This is a genomic window from Nocardia sp. NPDC051833, from assembly GCF_040681225.1.
Taxonomy (GTDB): domain Bacteria; phylum Actinomycetota; class Actinomycetes; order Mycobacteriales; family Mycobacteriaceae; genus Nocardia.
The window spans coordinates 871443-885755 of the sequence record NZ_JBFAYK010000002.1 but is presented as its reverse complement, the minus strand read 5'-3'; the positions used below and the strand labels follow the sequence as shown (position 1 = coordinate 885755).

Genomic DNA, 14313 nt, shown 5'->3' with positions numbered 1-14313 from the left:
CCGAGATCGTCGAGGACGCGCTGTTCACCGTCGTGCTCCCGAAGGCTGCTGTCCGGGGCATGCAGTTCAACGACCATGGTCGTTGACGCGCACTGGACCTGAGTGGCACGTCGGCCTATCGCGGCAGCCGAGCAAATCGCACTGGCGTTGCGCCACTACTGATGCGCGAGGCTGCAGATCGGGTGTTGCGGGTACCGCGGTCACCTGCACTTTTCCGAATGGGCACTTCCGCCGATCTGACTGAAGATGCCGCGCGGAAAGAGCACTCCATACAACGAGATGTCGAGACCACAGATATAGCCTGTCGCGTGCGTGCCCGTCGAGGTCACCCGGCCGAGACCCGCGATGATGGCGGTCAGGTCGATCGCGGCCTGGTCGAGCTTGGCGCCGTTGGCCAGCAGCAGGTTCAGCGCCGCGGTGGTCGAGTTCTGCGCCGCCGACAGCTTCGGCTGGATCTTGCCGACCATGCCGACCAGCGAGGTCGTCGCGTCGGCCAGGGTGGCCGTGGACGCCTGCAGCGACTGACCCTGTTCGTAGAGCCCGCCGATCAGCGCCCGGGTCTGGGTCACCAGGGTCTCCAATTCATCCCCTCGCTTGGCCAACCCGGCCATGACGCCGGACAGGTTGGTGATCACGTCGGAGAGAATCGCGTCCCGACGCTGGAAATCCGTGGCCAGCTGCGCGGCCTGGACGATGAAGGACGACAGCGAGACACCGTCACCCTGCAGCGCCTGGATCAGCGTCTCCGACATGGCGTTGACCTCGGCCGGCTCCAGTGCCTGGAACAGCGGCTGGAAACCGTTGAGCAGCGCGGAGATGTCGAACGAGGGCTCGGTGCGGTCGATCGGGATGACCGAACCGCTCTTGAGCTCCTGCGGGCTCGGCGCCTTGCCCGGGGTCAAGGCGATGTAGCGCTGGCCGATCAGGTTCTGGTAGCGGACAAGGGCTTTGGTGTCGTCGAAGACCGTCTGGTCGCTCTGCACGATGAACGACACCTTGGCGTGGTTCTTCTCATCGAGACCGATCTTCTCGACCTTGCCGACGCGCACGCCCGCCATGCGGACGTCGTCGCCGGGGCGAAGGCCCAGGACATCGGTGAAGATCGCGGTGTACTTGCGGGTGTCGCCGTCGACCGTGCGGGCGAGCGTATTCCACACGACCGCGACGACCAGCAAAGACACAATAAAGAAGACACCGAACCCGAACATCGGGCGCCACAGCCCACGCGCCCCGCTCACCACGACCACCGACAGAAGCCGGGCCGTCGCGATGACAGCTCCGCCGCGCAGTGGTTACGGGGCCTCTCAGAATGCCCGCTCACGGTACATCCGTGACAACTCCCGCCGCATGACGCTGAACCGGCCCTTCCGCACTGTTGATCATCCAGAGTCCAGACCATGCGATGGCCCTCCTTGCCATCCTTGGCAACCGCCAACCCAACAACCGGTGTCTCCAGCCGAACGACATGCCAAGCCCGAGACGTGCAATCTGCGGCGCTTCCGCGCTGCCTGCTGGTCGGCCGACTTTCTGCGGCTCGTCTTCTCGCCGGGCGGATGCAGGACCCGGATCTCGACGCCGTCGTTCGGGCGAGCTCGCACGGCATCGGATCGTCATGAAGCCGGCCCCGCCGGCGGCAAGTGCATGTAATTTCTGTCTCCTTCGACCGAACTCAGCAGCGATACACCACTGAAATTGCTGTTCAAATGAACGACGACTTCGCCCAGTATTGCCGTTCAGATGAACGGTAACAAGTGCTGCCGCCAGAGTGGGGTAAAAGTAGAGGTCACGGCTTGAAATAGCCCCGTAGGGCGTGTCGTACCGTTTGAGGTGGGCGTGGTGTCGTCGCCGATACGGGCCTACTCCTCGGTCATGGTCAGGTGGGGGCGGGGACCGCGGTGCTGCCCCCACCGCCGACCTGCTTCGGTGCCGCCAGAGCGCAGTCCGAGTACGTCCGACGCTTGCCCTCCCGCTTGATTTCACCCCGCGTTGGCCAAGACGAGAGTTACTGTCGGCGACGAGCGATTCCGCGACGGGTATACGGCGCTGGTATGCGAGCACCTCGGCCACGGCGGGCCCTTCCGGCGTCGCGGTGCCGTGCGTCGGACAGGCCCGACCGGGTGTCGGCGCGGCCGGTTCCCGGTCGCGGAGCTACGACTCGGATTGTTGGGCCGCCGACGAGCTGGTGCGGACCTTCACGCCGGCCGGAAGGAACCGGCCCGGGCCCCACTGATCGCCGAGACCGTCGGTGAAACGCCCGTCTCGGAACACGATGCGGCCGTTGACGATGGTGGCGGTCACGGCGTCACCGCAGTTGACCATGCGGCGCAGCCCGCCATATTCCGGGATCTCACGCTCGCTGAGCCCATGCACCGAGTCGTCGAGCCTGGCGGGGTTGACGATGGCTATGTCGGCACGATCGCCGACGTGCAGACGACCGGCGTCCAGGTTGTACCATTCGGCGAGCTCACCGGTGAGCCGGTACACGGCGCGTTCCATGGTGAGAAGGTTCGACGCTACTTCTGGCCTGGGCGTAGCGACGCGGTGGCAACGTCATGCTCAGCTACTGGAACTGGGAATCTGAGACGGCCGCGGCGCTGCGCGGGGGTGGCTGTTCACCGGGGACGGCGGATATCTCGACGACGAGGGCTATCTGTATATCGTCGATCGCGTGAAGGACATGATCGTCACCGGCGGCGAGAACGTCTACTCGGCCGAGGTGGAGAATGCTGTCGCGACCCACCCCGCGGTCGCCGCGTGCGCGGTCATCGGCGTGCCGGACCGCGAATGGGGGGGAGCGAGTGCATGCCGTCGTGGTGTGCCGGCCCGGGGAATCCCTCACTGCCGCCGACCTGCGCTCGCACGTCAAGGAGCTCATCGCCGGGTACAAGGCGCCGCGCACAGTCGAGATCGTCGACCAGCTGCCGCTGTCGGGAGCCGGAAAGGTTCTTAAAAACCAACTGCGCGAACAGTATTGGGCGGAATCGGAACGCCGGGTCAATTGAGGAGCGGTCGCCGGGGCGTGACCGCGGCCGCGTTGGCGCTGGCGGAATCGCGCATCGGAACAGGCCGAGGCCGTCACGGCCGCTCGCGATGCCCGCGCCCCGGGCGTCGACGCCGAGTTCGCCTGACGCGGGGTGATGGACCTCGACGCCGCCCTGGCTGCGGCCCGCGTCGACGTCGTGGTCCGCGCGCAGGCGATCTTGGCGAAGTGCCTGCGATGACGGCCGGGGCAGGAAACCTACGATCGGTCGCCACCGGCGTCGACCATCCGACCTGGTCGCCGCCGTCGCCGCGGTCCCCCGCAACGCTGAAGCTGCCCAATACCGTTCGCACCCACGACTCCGCCTGGCCGGCGGGTTCCGATCCCCAGTGCGAGAGCGTGGGTCTGGACGCGCTGCCGACCGACTCCGACACCGGCAGGCGATACCTCGCGCTCGGCGCCGACCGTGGTCAACGTCGCCGCGAACACTCGGGGTGTGGGTGGCCGTGATCGCGGCCCGGCGCCGCGAGCACGCCCCCGACCCGACCACGCGGCTTCGGCTTGTCCACGTTCGATGCCCACATACGAGCGGGGCCGGCCGGCGAGGGCGAGCGTGGTGGTGCGTCCCAGTCCTGGCCACATCTCGACGATGTCGTCGTCCGGGCCGATGCCGAGGGCAGATCGCCGCGACGATCGGGATCGGCGAGAGCGCCGCATCAGCGGCCAGCAGGAGTAGATCGCCAATGGCAGCGCCTATACCGAGGCACTCTGAGTATGTCGTCGCTGCGGCCTCCTCGCCCCGAAAGGTGTTGACTCGACGGCCCTGGAACTGGATTCGCTCACGAACCTGTTCTCGCCCGAAAATGCTGTCGATCTGCCGATCGGGCGGGGCCGACAGACCGTTCGCATCGATATCGGTGGGCTCAGGGGGTCATGATCGGGAAATTTGGGTCGTACTGGACGAGCACCGAGGTGAGGCGCTCGAGCGCCTGTAGGTCCCCGGTGTGCTCGACCCCGTCCAGCCCGTGCCCGGCGACGAGTGCCAGCAGTTGGGGTTTGGTGAGGGTGAGGGTGAGGTCGGCCTTGCCTTCCTGGCTGGTGGGGTCGGTGAAGTGGATGAGCGCGCCGTTCGATAGCTCGGTGCGGTGGAGCTCGCTGAGGTCGGTGAGCCGCCAGTCGATGCGGGAGGAGACAATCCAGGCTTTCGGTCCGTCGACCCGGGAGGCGATCGAGTCGAACAGCTGCTCGATGGTCAAGGCCATGGCCATACCACCGCCGATATCGACCGGCTGGGCTTTGATCCCGGTGCGCAATTCCATAGCGCCGGTGAGGAAGAAGTTGCGCCAGGTGCCGTTCTCGGAACCGTATCCCAGGCGTTCGAGGACATCGGCGAGCGCGTGTTTGGCAGGAGTGTCAGCCGGATCGGCGAAGACCGCGCGGTCGAGCAGTTCCGCAGCGAAACGCAGATCGCCGTCTGCGGCGTATTTCTGAGCTTTCTCGACCACTGCCGAGACACCGCCCATGCACTCGACGTAGCGGCGCGAAGCCTCCTGCGGCGGATGCTGCCACAGCCGGGCCGGGTTGCCGTCGAACCAGCCCAGATACCGTTGGTAGATCGCCTTCACGTTGTGACTTACCGAGCCGTAGTAGCCATGGGTGTGCCAGGCGTCGTCCAGGGCCGGCGGCATCTCGATCACCTCCGCGATCTCCGCTCCTGTCAGGCCCTGGTTGAGCAGGCGCAGGCTCTGGTCGTGCAGGTAGCCGTAGAGGTCACGCTGGATGGTCAGGAACGCCGAGATCTCGTCGTGGCCCCAGGTGGGCCAGTGGTGGGAGGCGAAGACGACATCACAGCGGGCACCGAACAGCCGCAGCGCGTCGTTGAGGTAACGCGACCATACCCGTGCGTCGCGGACCAGCGCACCGCGCAGGGTCAGCAGGTTGTGCAGGTTATGGGTGGCGTTCTCCGCCAGGCACAACGCGCGCAGGTTGGGGAACAGGAAGTTCATCTCCGACGGCGCCTCCGTACCCGGCGTCAGCTGAAACTCGATACGGACACCGTCGACCGTCTCGACCTGCCCGGACTCGGTAATATCGAGAGTCGGCGGGATCAGCGATATCCGTCCGGTGGAGTTGGTGATACCGAGCCCGTCGCCGATCTGGCCCTTCGGGCCCGGTTCGAGGTTCACTCCTGTGTGGTAGGTGCCCCGGCGGCCCATCGCGTTGCCGGCGTAGACGTTTTCCGACACCGCGTGCTCGAGGAAACCTTCCGGCGCGATGACCGGAACCTTGCCCGAGTGGACATCCTGCACCGACACGACACCTTCGACACCACCGAAATGGTCCACATGGGAGTGGGTGTAGATGACCCCGGTCACCGGCTTGTCCCCCCGCTGTTCGCGATACAGCCTCAGGCCCGCTGCGGCGACCTCCACAGACACCAGTGGATCGATCACGATCACCCCGGTATCGCCCTCGACGAGGGTCATGTTCGACAGGTCGAAGCCACGGATCTGGTAAATCCGGTCGGTGACCTGGAAGAGACCGTGACGTGAGCACAGCTGGCCCTGCCGCCACAGGCTCGGATCGGCGCTGTCGGGACAATCCCGGCCGAGGAACGAATACGCCTCCATATCCCAGACGGCGCGGCCGTCGCTGTTGGTAATCACGCAGGGGTCCAAGGACGCGATCCAGCCGCGATCAGCGTTGTCGAAGTCTGTGCGGCTCTTGAAGTCGGCTGCCACAGGTCAGTCCTCCTACATATTGTCGGGCGCGCAGGCGTGGGAACCCGGAGCCTTGATTCAGGTGTCCTGTCATGGTCACCCGGTCGCTCAGGATGCGCCTCACCTGTTTCGGGTGAACGGGCGAACATCTCTTGCCGAGGCGCGCTCGTCGGCAACGGACTTGCCGTATCAGCCGAGCCCATGGCGGGACAGCCGGCCGCCCCAGCATCAGTCGCATCAGTCCTGCCACCCCTAGAGGCGGAACGCCGACCAGGGCGTGCGCCGCGGCCGGACGAGCACAGCGAGCTCGCGCCCGACATAGTCCTCCGAACTCGAGCTGCAGTGATGTCGGAGCTCCCTGCCCCGACATCACTGCACCGCTGCTTGCCACGGAGGGACAGCAGGAGTCCGGCTTCGAGACCAGGGCCAGCGCTCAGCCGGTGCGCAGGGTGTAACGCGGTTCCTACTGGGGACGGCGTCGTCGGCATCGGGCGGCCAGCCGGGTGTGATCGATGCCGACGGCAACGCACGGCCAACGTGTGGGACGCGGGTCACGCGATCATCGGCCAAGGCCGTTAGCGACACGCCACCAAGATCCGGGGCTGGGTCGGCGAGGGAAGGTGAGTGCGCCGATCAGGACCGCCGAGCTGGCGCTGTTCGGATACAACGCCGGTGAGAGCACGGTGCTGTCCTCTGCCCACGCTGCTGGTGGATGCCGTACCCGCGAAGCGGTCACGCGGATGTCGACCGTGACCTCAGAACGCGACGATCGGCGGCGATCCGCTTACCGTTGCAGCAGCCGGGTGGTCGGCGCCGATTCGTGCATGCGCAGGCGGCTGAGCTGCACCGGTTGATGGCCGTTCGCCTGGAGGACTTCAAGGCGGATCCCACATTCAGTCGCACCGGGGTCTCCCGGCCGAGTTGACGACGGAAGACCTGCGGACGGGAGTGTCGACGCTCGGTGCGGGACGGACTATCCGGGCGGGCAGCGGGACTCTCGGACCCATGACAACCCGCTGCTCGCACCCGGCTCGAGTGGCTACCGGGTAACGAGCGGCCTTCGACGGGGTTGACGTCGCCGCACATCGGCGATTCTAGCGGTCGCATCCGCGCGTTGCCGATGGCCCGTCACTGCCTCAGGCGCGCGAAGTATGGAGCGGCGGAGAATGATTCGACATGGTCGCCGGAGCATGTGCCCTGGATTTCACGCGGGAGTCACCGAGGTGGTGATGGCGGCGCGGACGACGACCACGCCGGAGGTCTCGGTGATGACGATATCGACCGGTACCTCAGTGTCCGCCACTCGATGTCGGGGACGGTCGCGGTCAACCGGGTGGTGGCCTTCTCGACGTATTCGGCGTTCATAGCCTTGGGAATCCAGCGATGCGATGCCGGGGTCGGCACCTTCATGGCGATTCCCATGGCGGCCTCGGCGAGATTGCATATCGTGTTGGCGTGGAAAGTACCGATGTGGTGTGCACGCCGAACCAGATCGGGGCCGAGACGCTGACCCGACCCGGTTGGGTCGAGGTCACCATCGGTAGCGCCGTGGCGAAGTACGGCGCCTTCTCAGTCAGATCCCGGCGGAGAGCGCGATGCGTCCGGCGCGGGTTCCGTTCACCCGGGGCCAAAGGCGCAGGGCCGCAGGCGATATCGCGTCGAGATCGGTTGTCGAAGTCATGACTCCCCATCGTCGTGGGTGGCGCGTGGGCCAGCCGGTGGGTTGCGATGGCGGATCGTTGGTGCCGTCGCGGGATCTCGGAATCAGGCTTGCGCCATGGCTTTCCGCACGAGGGCGTAGCCGCGTGCGCTGACCTCGTTCTCGAAGCGGATACGGGTCTGGGGAATCGAGAGTGCGGACATCGCGAGCTTGCCGAGCGCGATTGACCGGACCTCCCAGGCGGACGAGGTGGGGATGCCGGCGATCGCGCGCATCTTGCGCGGCAGCGTCGCCGCCGCGGCATTGCTGATCAGCGGGTAGAAGCTGTACAGCAGTGCTTCGCGCAGGCTGGATGCGCCGTCGGGCTTCATGAGGGCATCGATGACCGCGCGGGTCTGTCCCGTGACGGTCCAGGCGGGTTCGGTCGTGCTCAGGAATGCCGAGTAGTCGGCGTGTGTGGCAGGTGCGGCGCCCTCGAAGTTTTCGATCGCGGTGATGTCGTAACCCCTTTCGGCTGCCAACGCCCGGTACTCCTCGGCGGAGAGCTGGTCGAGGCCCAGTGCCCGCGCGGCGCGCTCGCTTTCCAGGAAGTAGCGCTCCTCGTCTTCCTTGGACTGCTTCCCCACCAGCGCTTCGTAGCACACCCAGACCGAATGCCAGGTGAGCAGATGCGTGCCGAGCATGAGCAGTGGATCGACCCCGGAGTAGGCCCGGCCGGTGGCCGGGGTGTGGCCGGTGATGCGCTTGTGCATCCGACCCAGGCGCAGGTTCGCCTTGTCGACGGTGGCGGTGTCGCCGAACACGATGGTCAGGAAGTACTGCATGGTGCGCTGCAGGCGGCCCACCGGATCGTCTTTGTAGGTGCCGAAGTCGACGACCGCGGCCGCGGCCTCCGGACTGGTGAGAATTTCGGCCTGGAAGGAGCGAATGCCGCCGACGAGCGCCGCGGGGTGGGACCACACCTTCCACGAGATGGAATCGGGCCCGAAGAGTCCGTGGTCGACGGGAGCATCGTGCGCGTCGAACACGAAGTGGGTCTCGATCTCGGTGTCGGGGGAGTGAGGAACGGTGGTCATGGGGATCCTCCGGTGGGTGCGGCAGCCCGCAATTCGTCGTTCAAGTGAACGATGTGATGCCTGTATTATCGGTCGGTCGGGTGAACGATGGCAAGTGGGGAAGGGTGATTGTGTGACGCAGGGCACTCGTGCGGCGCAGCGCGACGCGACGAGACAAGCGATCGTCGACGCGGCGGTCGCCTGCTTGACCGTGAGCGGCTATTCGGCGGTACGAACCCGTCAGATCGCGCAGGCGGCCGGCGTCGCGCAGGGGACCGTGACCCATCACTTCCCGAGCCGGGACGCGCTGCTCACCGAAGCGGTCAGCCGGATCATCGACGATCGGGTGGTGCAGGCGAGGAGCCGATACGACCCGCTCGCGGCCGGTGGCCGTACGGCCGAAGTGCACCTGGACATCCTCTGGTCGACCGTGACCACGCCGGAAGGTCTGGCGGTAGCGCATCTGTGGTACGCCACCTGGTCTGAGCCCCAACTGATACCGCTGGTGCGCGTCCTCGAGGAGCGAATGTTCCGGGCCACCGTGCAGGGCTGGGCGGACTTCGCGGGCCGTGAGCCTGATCGTGACGTGCTCGTGTACATCGACCTGGTGCTGTCGGTGATGCGCGGTCTGGTCCAATCGATCCCGACCCGCGGGCTGGATGCGGTCGAACAGCGCTGGCAGTTGAGCAAAGCGCTTCTGCTCACCAGCGCGCCCACGTCCGCCGCGTGACGCACTGACCTCGGATCCGTTCTCACGCCCCGGGTGCGCGTACCTTCTCGCCGGCTGGCAGGAACCGCCCGGGTCCCCACTGCTCGCCGAGGCCATCGGTGAACCGCCCGTCGTGGAACACCACTCGCCCGCTCACGATGGTCGCGGTCACCGCCGTGCCGGGGTTGACCATGCGGCGCAGACCGTTGTAGGCGGGCAGTTCGCGCTCGGTCGGCCCGTGGACCGATTCGTCGAGCCTAGCGGGGTCGATGATTGCGGTGTCGGCGCGATCGCCCACTCGCAGATGTCCCGCGTCGAGGTTGACCATTCGGTTAGCTCTCTGGTGAGCCGGTGGACCGCCTTTCCGGGCCTTCGAGTTCGGTGCCGCAGGGGGTCGGCGTCGCTCCAGACTGCGGTGAATGATCGAAAGTGTCAAGTTGAGATCGAATTTAATCAGATTCAATCATTCACGATTGGTTGTTCGTGGTTCCGGGATGGCGGCTTCCGGGCTGCGCAAGGGGTGCGCTCAACCGCGCTGACTGTAAGTGATTGATTTGGCCCTTTCTGAACCAGAAACGATCAGCTACGCTCTGCTGGGCTGGAACGGAATCCTTACCGCCCGCAGACCGCAAGGACTTTCGATGAGCCAACTCCCCGCACCCGATCTGGTCGGTACCCACACCATCCTGCGCGGAGACGGGGAAGCCTTCAAGACCCTGCCCGGGGCCGCTCTGCTCGCGGACGCGATTCCGAAGCTCAACGCGCACGGAACCGCGGTCTTCCTGGCACACGATTGGCAGGACAGCCTGCTTCCGGTCGATCCGGTCTATGACCTGTTCGATGAACTCGCCGGTCCCAAGATGCTGTTCCTGCAACCCGGTGACCATTCCACCGGCGGCGGGGCGGGACAGATCGTCGGGCTGCCGAACCCCATCTGGGACAGGGCGATTCGCTGGCTTGACCACCATGTGAACGGTGCCGACAACGGTATCGAGAACGAGCCGGCCGTTCACCTTCGAACCGGCGGGCACCGGTCCGTACGTCCACTTCGACTCGGTCGCCGCCGCCCGCGCGCAGACGCGTGCGCTGGCGTTGTCGGCGCCGACCGGCGGGCTCATGGGCGCGGATCCGGTCGACAGCTGGTCCCAGGCATTGATATCCGGCCCGACCCTAGCGGTGGCCGCGGTGCCCTACATCACCGGCAGTCTCGCGCAGCTGGAGCTCGCGCCCGCGATCCCGCTGGGCGCGGTGGACCGCGATCTCGCCGCCGTTTGGCGGACACAGCCCTTCGCAGCCGGGGGAGTGTTGTCCGGCCGTCCCCGGATTGATCTGACGGTGGTTCCAGCGAGCACGGACCTGACCCTGATCGGCATTCTCTACGACGAGGGGTCGGCGAGGCCGCCGCGGTGGCCGCGGACCTAGCGGGCGATCTGGGCAGGATCGGGCGGGCGGCCGAGGCCGCGTCTGGCACGCCCCGGCCGGGGGACATCGTCGTCCGGGTGGACCCCTCCGGTCCCGCCGAGCCGGAGTCCTACCGTCTCGAGATCGGCGAGGTCGTCACCGCGACCGCCCGCACACGCACGGGCGCGGTGCACGCGACTCAGACACTGCTGCAATGGTTCTCGCAGTCGTCGAGGGTTACGAGGGGAACCGTCACCGACTGGCCGGACTATGCTGAGCGCGGCCTCATGCTCGACCTCGGACGCAAATTCCTGAGCGTCGACTGGATCAAACAGCGGATCCGGGAGATGGCCTACCACCGGATGAACCTGCTGCACCTGCACCTGTCGGACCACTACGGGTTCCGGCTGGAGAGTCTGAGTCATCCCGAGATCACCTCGCCCGACCACTACAGCCGGTCCCAGATGGCCGAGATCGTCGCCTACGCTGCCGAATTCGGCATCAAGGTGGTTCCGGAGATCGGATTGCCCGGACATATGAACGCGATCCTCGCGCCACACCCGAACCTGATCCTGCACTCCGCGTCCACCGGTCCCGGCGACGCGGCGATTGACGGCCTCCTCGCGGGCACCGCCGAGGGCAGAATCGACCTGTCGAATCCTGCCGCCCGCCCACTGATAGAGGATCTGCTGCGCGAGTTCGTGCCGTAGTTCCCCGGCCGGTTCTTCCATATCGGCGGGGACGAATACGTCAGCGACTACAGCCGCTACCCGCAACTCGCCACCGCCGCGCATGCCGCGCTGGGGCCGCGGTTCGGTCCGGCCGACCTGGTCGCGGACACCTTCAACTGGGTCAACGGCATCGTCCGCTCCTACGGCAAGACCGCCCGGATGTGGAACGACGGAATCCCGCGCACCGCGACGATCCCGGTGGACACCTCGATCGTGGTCGAGCACTGGACCGCCGGCAACGGCATCCTGCCGTGGGCGGGCAAGGACAACGGCCCGGAACAACTGGCCGATCGAGGCCGCGCGCTGAACAATTCCGCGTTCACCCCGACCTACTGGGCCACCGGCGGCTACGCGGCGCCGATGAACACCCCGCCCGAGGTGCTGTACGCCTGGGACCCCGGCCTTTTCGTCAACGGCACCCGATTGCGGCCCGACCAGCGCGCCCAGCTGCTCGGCTCGAAACTGCACGTGTGGGCCGACGACTCGACCACGATGACCGAACAGCAGATGGTCGGCCCGGTCTCGGCGCGCCTGCCGATCATGGCCCAGCAACTGTGGTCCGGCACCGGCGGAGCCGGCTACGGCGACTTCGTCGAACCGGTACGCCGCGCAGGCACGCCACCTTTACCGTGAAATCAATTGCAGGAGAAGAGAAAGGATCAGTTCCCGCGCCTTGTTCGTGGCAGCGGCGACGGTCGGTACGCTGCTCTCGGGCGTGACCGCCCCCGCCGCCACCATTCCGGGCACCGCCACGGGCGACTGCGAGCCCACGCCTGCCCACCCCGTCCCGATAGTGCTGTTACACGGCACCATCGACGATGCGACCGCGTGGGACAAGCTCACGCCCGAACTCGTAGCCGCTGGTTACTGCGTTTTCGCACCGACCTACGGGGTGACCACCACCTCGTTCGGCATCGGCGGCGTGGCACCGGTGACCACAGCGGCGAGTGTGGTCGCGGCGTACATCGAGGACGTGCTCGCGGCTACCGGTGCCACTCGGGTGGACATCGTCGGGCACTCGCAAGGCGGCACGATCGCCGAGTACTACGCGAAGATCTTGGGTAACGCCGACAGTATTCGTTCGGCGACCCTGCTCGCACCGGTGACCCACGGGACCACCCTCAGCGGGTGACGAACGTGGCCGGAGCGGTGCCCGGTCTGCGTGGCGTGGTGGATTCGGCGGTACTGCTCCTGGTCTGTGCGGCCTGCGCGGACCTGGAGACCGGGTCAACGTTCATCACCGCGCTGGACTCGGGGCCCATCGCGCAGCCGGGCGTGCGGTACGCGGTGCTCGCTACCCGCGATGACACGATCAGCACTCCCGCCGGTCCGGCATCGTTCATCACCGAACCGGGCGTGAAGAACCTCTTCGTCCAGGACCTCGATCCCCGGCCGGTGTCGCACCAGGCGATGCCCGTGATCCAGCGGTGATCGACTGGATCAGCCAGCAGCTCGGTGGCCTGGACCCGCACTGATGTGAACGCGGTGGCCCCGTTCGGGGCCGTTAGCGAAAACTGAATAGTATCGGCACACCCGGACCGACCGCGAGTGCCATCGCACCGTTGAACAGATCATCATGCTCTACTGAACCGGACCGGCTGCAGTCGAGCATCTGCTGCACACGCGCCCGAAGCTCTCGAGCCACATCCGCCAACATGGCCATCTCGATCTCACCGTAGTGGACAAACCGTGCAGCATTGGCACCCACGCACATATCCCTGGACCGTGTCCGTCGAAGGCGACCTCACCGGAGTCGGGCGAACCGCCGACGAGCGAGTGCGTTTCGGGACCTTGAGCATTCGCGCAGCGATCAAGAACGGCTCAGCACTCGTGGTCCGAGCTGATGTGCCAATTCGAGCGCGAGCTCGACAGCCAGCCGCCGGTCTCCGGGGCGGTGGCCCAGCAGATCGGTTGCTCGCGCGACTCGTTGCAGCACGGTGTTCCGGTGCGTGCCCAGCCGTGCCGCGGCACGGGGTGCATTCTCCGCCTCGTCGAGAAACACCCGAAGGCTTTCTCGCAGACGCGCCGCGCCGGGTGTATCGACGGCCAGCGGACCAAGTGTGGCGATGACGAATACAGCGGCTTGGGTCTGGTCTTGTGATGCGAGTGCCGCAACCTCGAGGTCGCGATAGAGAGCGATGCGGTGGCCGTCCCGGTATCCGCGCATCACTCGTTCGACAGCCAGGGCCGCGGTGTGGGATCGGCGAAATCCCGTGATACCGGGCTCGGTCGGACCGACAGCGATCCGAATATCAGGATGGACACGATCGATTGCGGCACGAACGCGGTCCAACGCGGGATTGGCGTCGGTGGCAAGCCACACCCACAAAGTCGAGGTTCCCGCAGACAGCGTCAGGGGCAGTCGAGCGCCCGCGGCGCGCGCCAGGATTGAGGACGCAGACTCCAGTGTGCCGTGAACGTCGCCGAGGGTATCGCACCACACGACGAGCGCTGTGTGGCGGCGCGATAGCTCATATCGCAGACGCTCGCTTGCACGTTGCAGGTCCACGGGAGCGCTGTCGAGAATCAGATGCACCATTTCGGCTCGTCGCGCCAGCTCGCCGCCGAGCACTTCCTCGCGTTCGCGCTGGGCTTCGGCGATCACCCGTCCGACGACCATGTCGACGAAGGCGAACAGAGCCTCGGACCCGGCATCGAGTATCGCGACCAGATCCGGGCCGGGCGGGACGAGGCGCGCAGCATGGGTCATGAAGCGCCGCCATGCGACGTGCTGCCCACGGTGGTAGAGCTGGTAGATCGCGTCGAGGCCGATGCCGCGCCGCACAATCGTCCGAGCGACATTGAGAGCTTCGGGCGGAATATCGGTGGGCACCTTCATGTCCCGTCGAGCGAAGGCGCTGAGCAGATGCGCGACATTGGCTCGATTGCTGGCGGTCATCTCCGCCACGAGCGTGGCATCGGCGCCCATGGACGGCACCACTTCGAGTTCGGCGGCGTCCATCTCGGCGACGACCTGATCGAGTTCGCGCAGCATCATGTCCGCGATGGTGCCGATCCGTTCGGCGATGTCTGGCGAGGTAGCGGCGGATGTCATCC

The 14313-nt window shown here is 66.5% G+C and carries 12 protein-coding genes and 3 pseudogenes; 6 read left to right on the top strand and 9 right to left on the bottom strand.

All coding sequences use genetic code 11. The annotated features are described in order from the left end of the window. Nucleotides 1-200: 200 nt before the first annotated feature. A complete protein-coding gene (locus AB0L91_RS22240; protein WP_365013685.1) occupies nucleotides 201-1208 on the bottom strand; it encodes an MCE family protein in 1008 nt (335 codons plus the stop codon). Nucleotides 1209-2148: 940 nt separating this feature from the next. Beyond that, the gene (locus AB0L91_RS22235) at nucleotides 2149-2496 is read right to left on the bottom strand and encodes a hypothetical protein (protein WP_365012766.1); all 348 of its coding nucleotides are present in this window, start codon (nucleotides 2494-2496) and stop codon (nucleotides 2149-2151) included. A 41-nt stretch (nucleotides 2497-2537) separates the two neighbouring features. On the opposite strand from AB0L91_RS22235, the pseudogene AB0L91_RS22230 reads away from it, so the two are divergent. Next, nucleotides 2538-3002, top strand: a pseudogene (locus AB0L91_RS22230) (fatty-acid--CoA ligase); the annotation flags it as partial. 901 nt (nucleotides 3003-3903) lie between these two features. Here the strand turns inward: AB0L91_RS22230 and AB0L91_RS22225 are convergent. From AB0L91_RS22225 to AB0L91_RS22215, 3 genes and pseudogenes are all read right to left on the bottom strand, one after another. After that, on the bottom strand, nucleotides 3904-5721 hold the full coding sequence (locus AB0L91_RS22225) for an alkyl sulfatase dimerization domain-containing protein (protein WP_365012763.1): 1818 nt from the start codon (nucleotides 5719-5721) through the stop codon (nucleotides 3904-3906). 1356 nt (nucleotides 5722-7077) lie between these two features. Then, nucleotides 7078-7122 (bottom strand): annotated as a pseudogene (locus AB0L91_RS22220) (hypothetical protein); the annotation flags it as partial. A 342-nt stretch (nucleotides 7123-7464) separates the two neighbouring features. Next, complete coding sequence (locus tag AB0L91_RS22215; protein WP_365012761.1) at nucleotides 7465-8436, bottom strand: oxygenase MpaB family protein; 972 nt, start codon at nucleotides 8434-8436, stop codon at nucleotides 7465-7467. Here AB0L91_RS22215 and AB0L91_RS22210 point away from each other — a divergent pair. After that, nucleotides 8435-9145, top strand: coding sequence for a TetR/AcrR family transcriptional regulator (locus AB0L91_RS22210; RefSeq protein WP_365012758.1), 711 nt, complete (start codon nucleotides 8435-8437; stop codon nucleotides 9143-9145). The two genes, AB0L91_RS22215 and AB0L91_RS22210, sit on opposite strands and share 2 nt — an antisense overlap. A 22-nt stretch (nucleotides 9146-9167) precedes the next feature. Here the strand turns inward: AB0L91_RS22210 and AB0L91_RS22205 are convergent, their stop codons facing one another. Continuing rightward, complete coding sequence (locus AB0L91_RS22205; RefSeq protein WP_365012755.1) at nucleotides 9168-9452, bottom strand: hypothetical protein; 285 nt, start codon at nucleotides 9450-9452, stop codon at nucleotides 9168-9170. 139 nt (nucleotides 9453-9591) lie between these two features. Next, nucleotides 9592-10242, bottom strand: a complete 651-nt coding sequence (locus tag AB0L91_RS22200; protein WP_365012753.1) for a hypothetical protein — start codon at nucleotides 10240-10242, stop codon at nucleotides 9592-9594. 67 nt (nucleotides 10243-10309) lie between these two features. Here AB0L91_RS22200 and AB0L91_RS22195 point away from each other — a divergent pair, with 67 nt between their 5' ends. The 4 genes and pseudogenes from AB0L91_RS22195 to AB0L91_RS22180 all read left to right on the top strand — a co-directional run bounded on the left by AB0L91_RS22195 (nucleotide 10310) and on the right by AB0L91_RS22180 (nucleotide 12687). Next, nucleotides 10310-10546: a hypothetical protein gene (locus AB0L91_RS22195; protein ID WP_365012750.1), complete on the top strand. Its 237-nt coding sequence runs from the start codon at nucleotides 10310-10312 to the stop codon at nucleotides 10544-10546. Continuing rightward, nucleotides 10531-11889: pseudogene (locus AB0L91_RS22190) on the top strand (family 20 glycosylhydrolase). The gene AB0L91_RS22195 and the pseudogene AB0L91_RS22190 overlap by 16 nt, the downstream one beginning before the upstream one ends. An 82-nt stretch (nucleotides 11890-11971) precedes the next feature. Further along, a complete protein-coding gene (locus AB0L91_RS22185; RefSeq protein WP_365012748.1) occupies nucleotides 11972-12388 on the top strand; it encodes an alpha/beta fold hydrolase in 417 nt (138 codons plus the stop codon). Continuing rightward, nucleotides 12385-12687 (top strand): hypothetical protein, encoded by a 303-nt coding sequence (locus tag AB0L91_RS22180; protein WP_365012746.1) that lies wholly within the window; start codon nucleotides 12385-12387, stop codon nucleotides 12685-12687. Before AB0L91_RS22185 ends, AB0L91_RS22180 begins: the two co-directional genes overlap by 4 nt. Nucleotides 12688-12760: 73 nt before the next feature. On the opposite strand, the gene AB0L91_RS22175 is transcribed toward AB0L91_RS22180, so the two are convergent. Next, entirely contained in the window at nucleotides 12761-12964 is a 204-nt protein-coding gene (locus AB0L91_RS22175) for a hypothetical protein (RefSeq protein WP_365012743.1), read from the bottom strand. A gap of 102 nt (nucleotides 12965-13066) precedes the next feature. Further along, nucleotides 13067-14311 (bottom strand): helix-turn-helix domain-containing protein, encoded by a 1245-nt coding sequence (locus tag AB0L91_RS22170; protein WP_365012740.1) that lies wholly within the window; start codon nucleotides 14309-14311, stop codon nucleotides 13067-13069. Nucleotides 14312-14313 lie beyond the last annotated feature (2 nt).

Excerpts from the sequence above, each read along its gene's own strand:
- AB0L91_RS22240 (WP_365013685.1), bottom strand. The coding sequence starts at position 1,208 with ATGTTCGGGTTCGGTGTCTTCTTTATTGTGTCTTTGCTGGTCGTCGCG.
- AB0L91_RS22205 (WP_365012755.1), bottom strand. The coding sequence starts at position 9,452 with ATGGTCAACCTCGACGCGGGACATCTGCGAGTGGGCGATCGCGCCGAC.
- AB0L91_RS22210 (WP_365012758.1), top strand. The coding sequence starts at position 8,435 with ATGGGGATCCTCCGGTGGGTGCGGCAGCCCGCAATTCGTCGTTCAAGT.
- AB0L91_RS22235 (WP_365012766.1), bottom strand. The coding sequence starts at position 2,496 with ATGGAACGCGCCGTGTACCGGCTCACCGGTGAGCTCGCCGAATGGTAC.
- AB0L91_RS22200 (WP_365012753.1), bottom strand. The coding sequence starts at position 10,242 with ATGAGCCCGCCGGTCGGCGCCGACAACGCCAGCGCACGCGTCTGCGCG.
- AB0L91_RS22215 (WP_365012761.1), bottom strand. The coding sequence starts at position 8,436 with ATGACCACCGTTCCTCACTCCCCCGACACCGAGATCGAGACCCACTTC.
- AB0L91_RS22170 (WP_365012740.1), bottom strand. The coding sequence starts at position 14,311 with ATGACATCCGCCGCTACCTCGCCAGACATCGCCGAACGGATCGGCACC.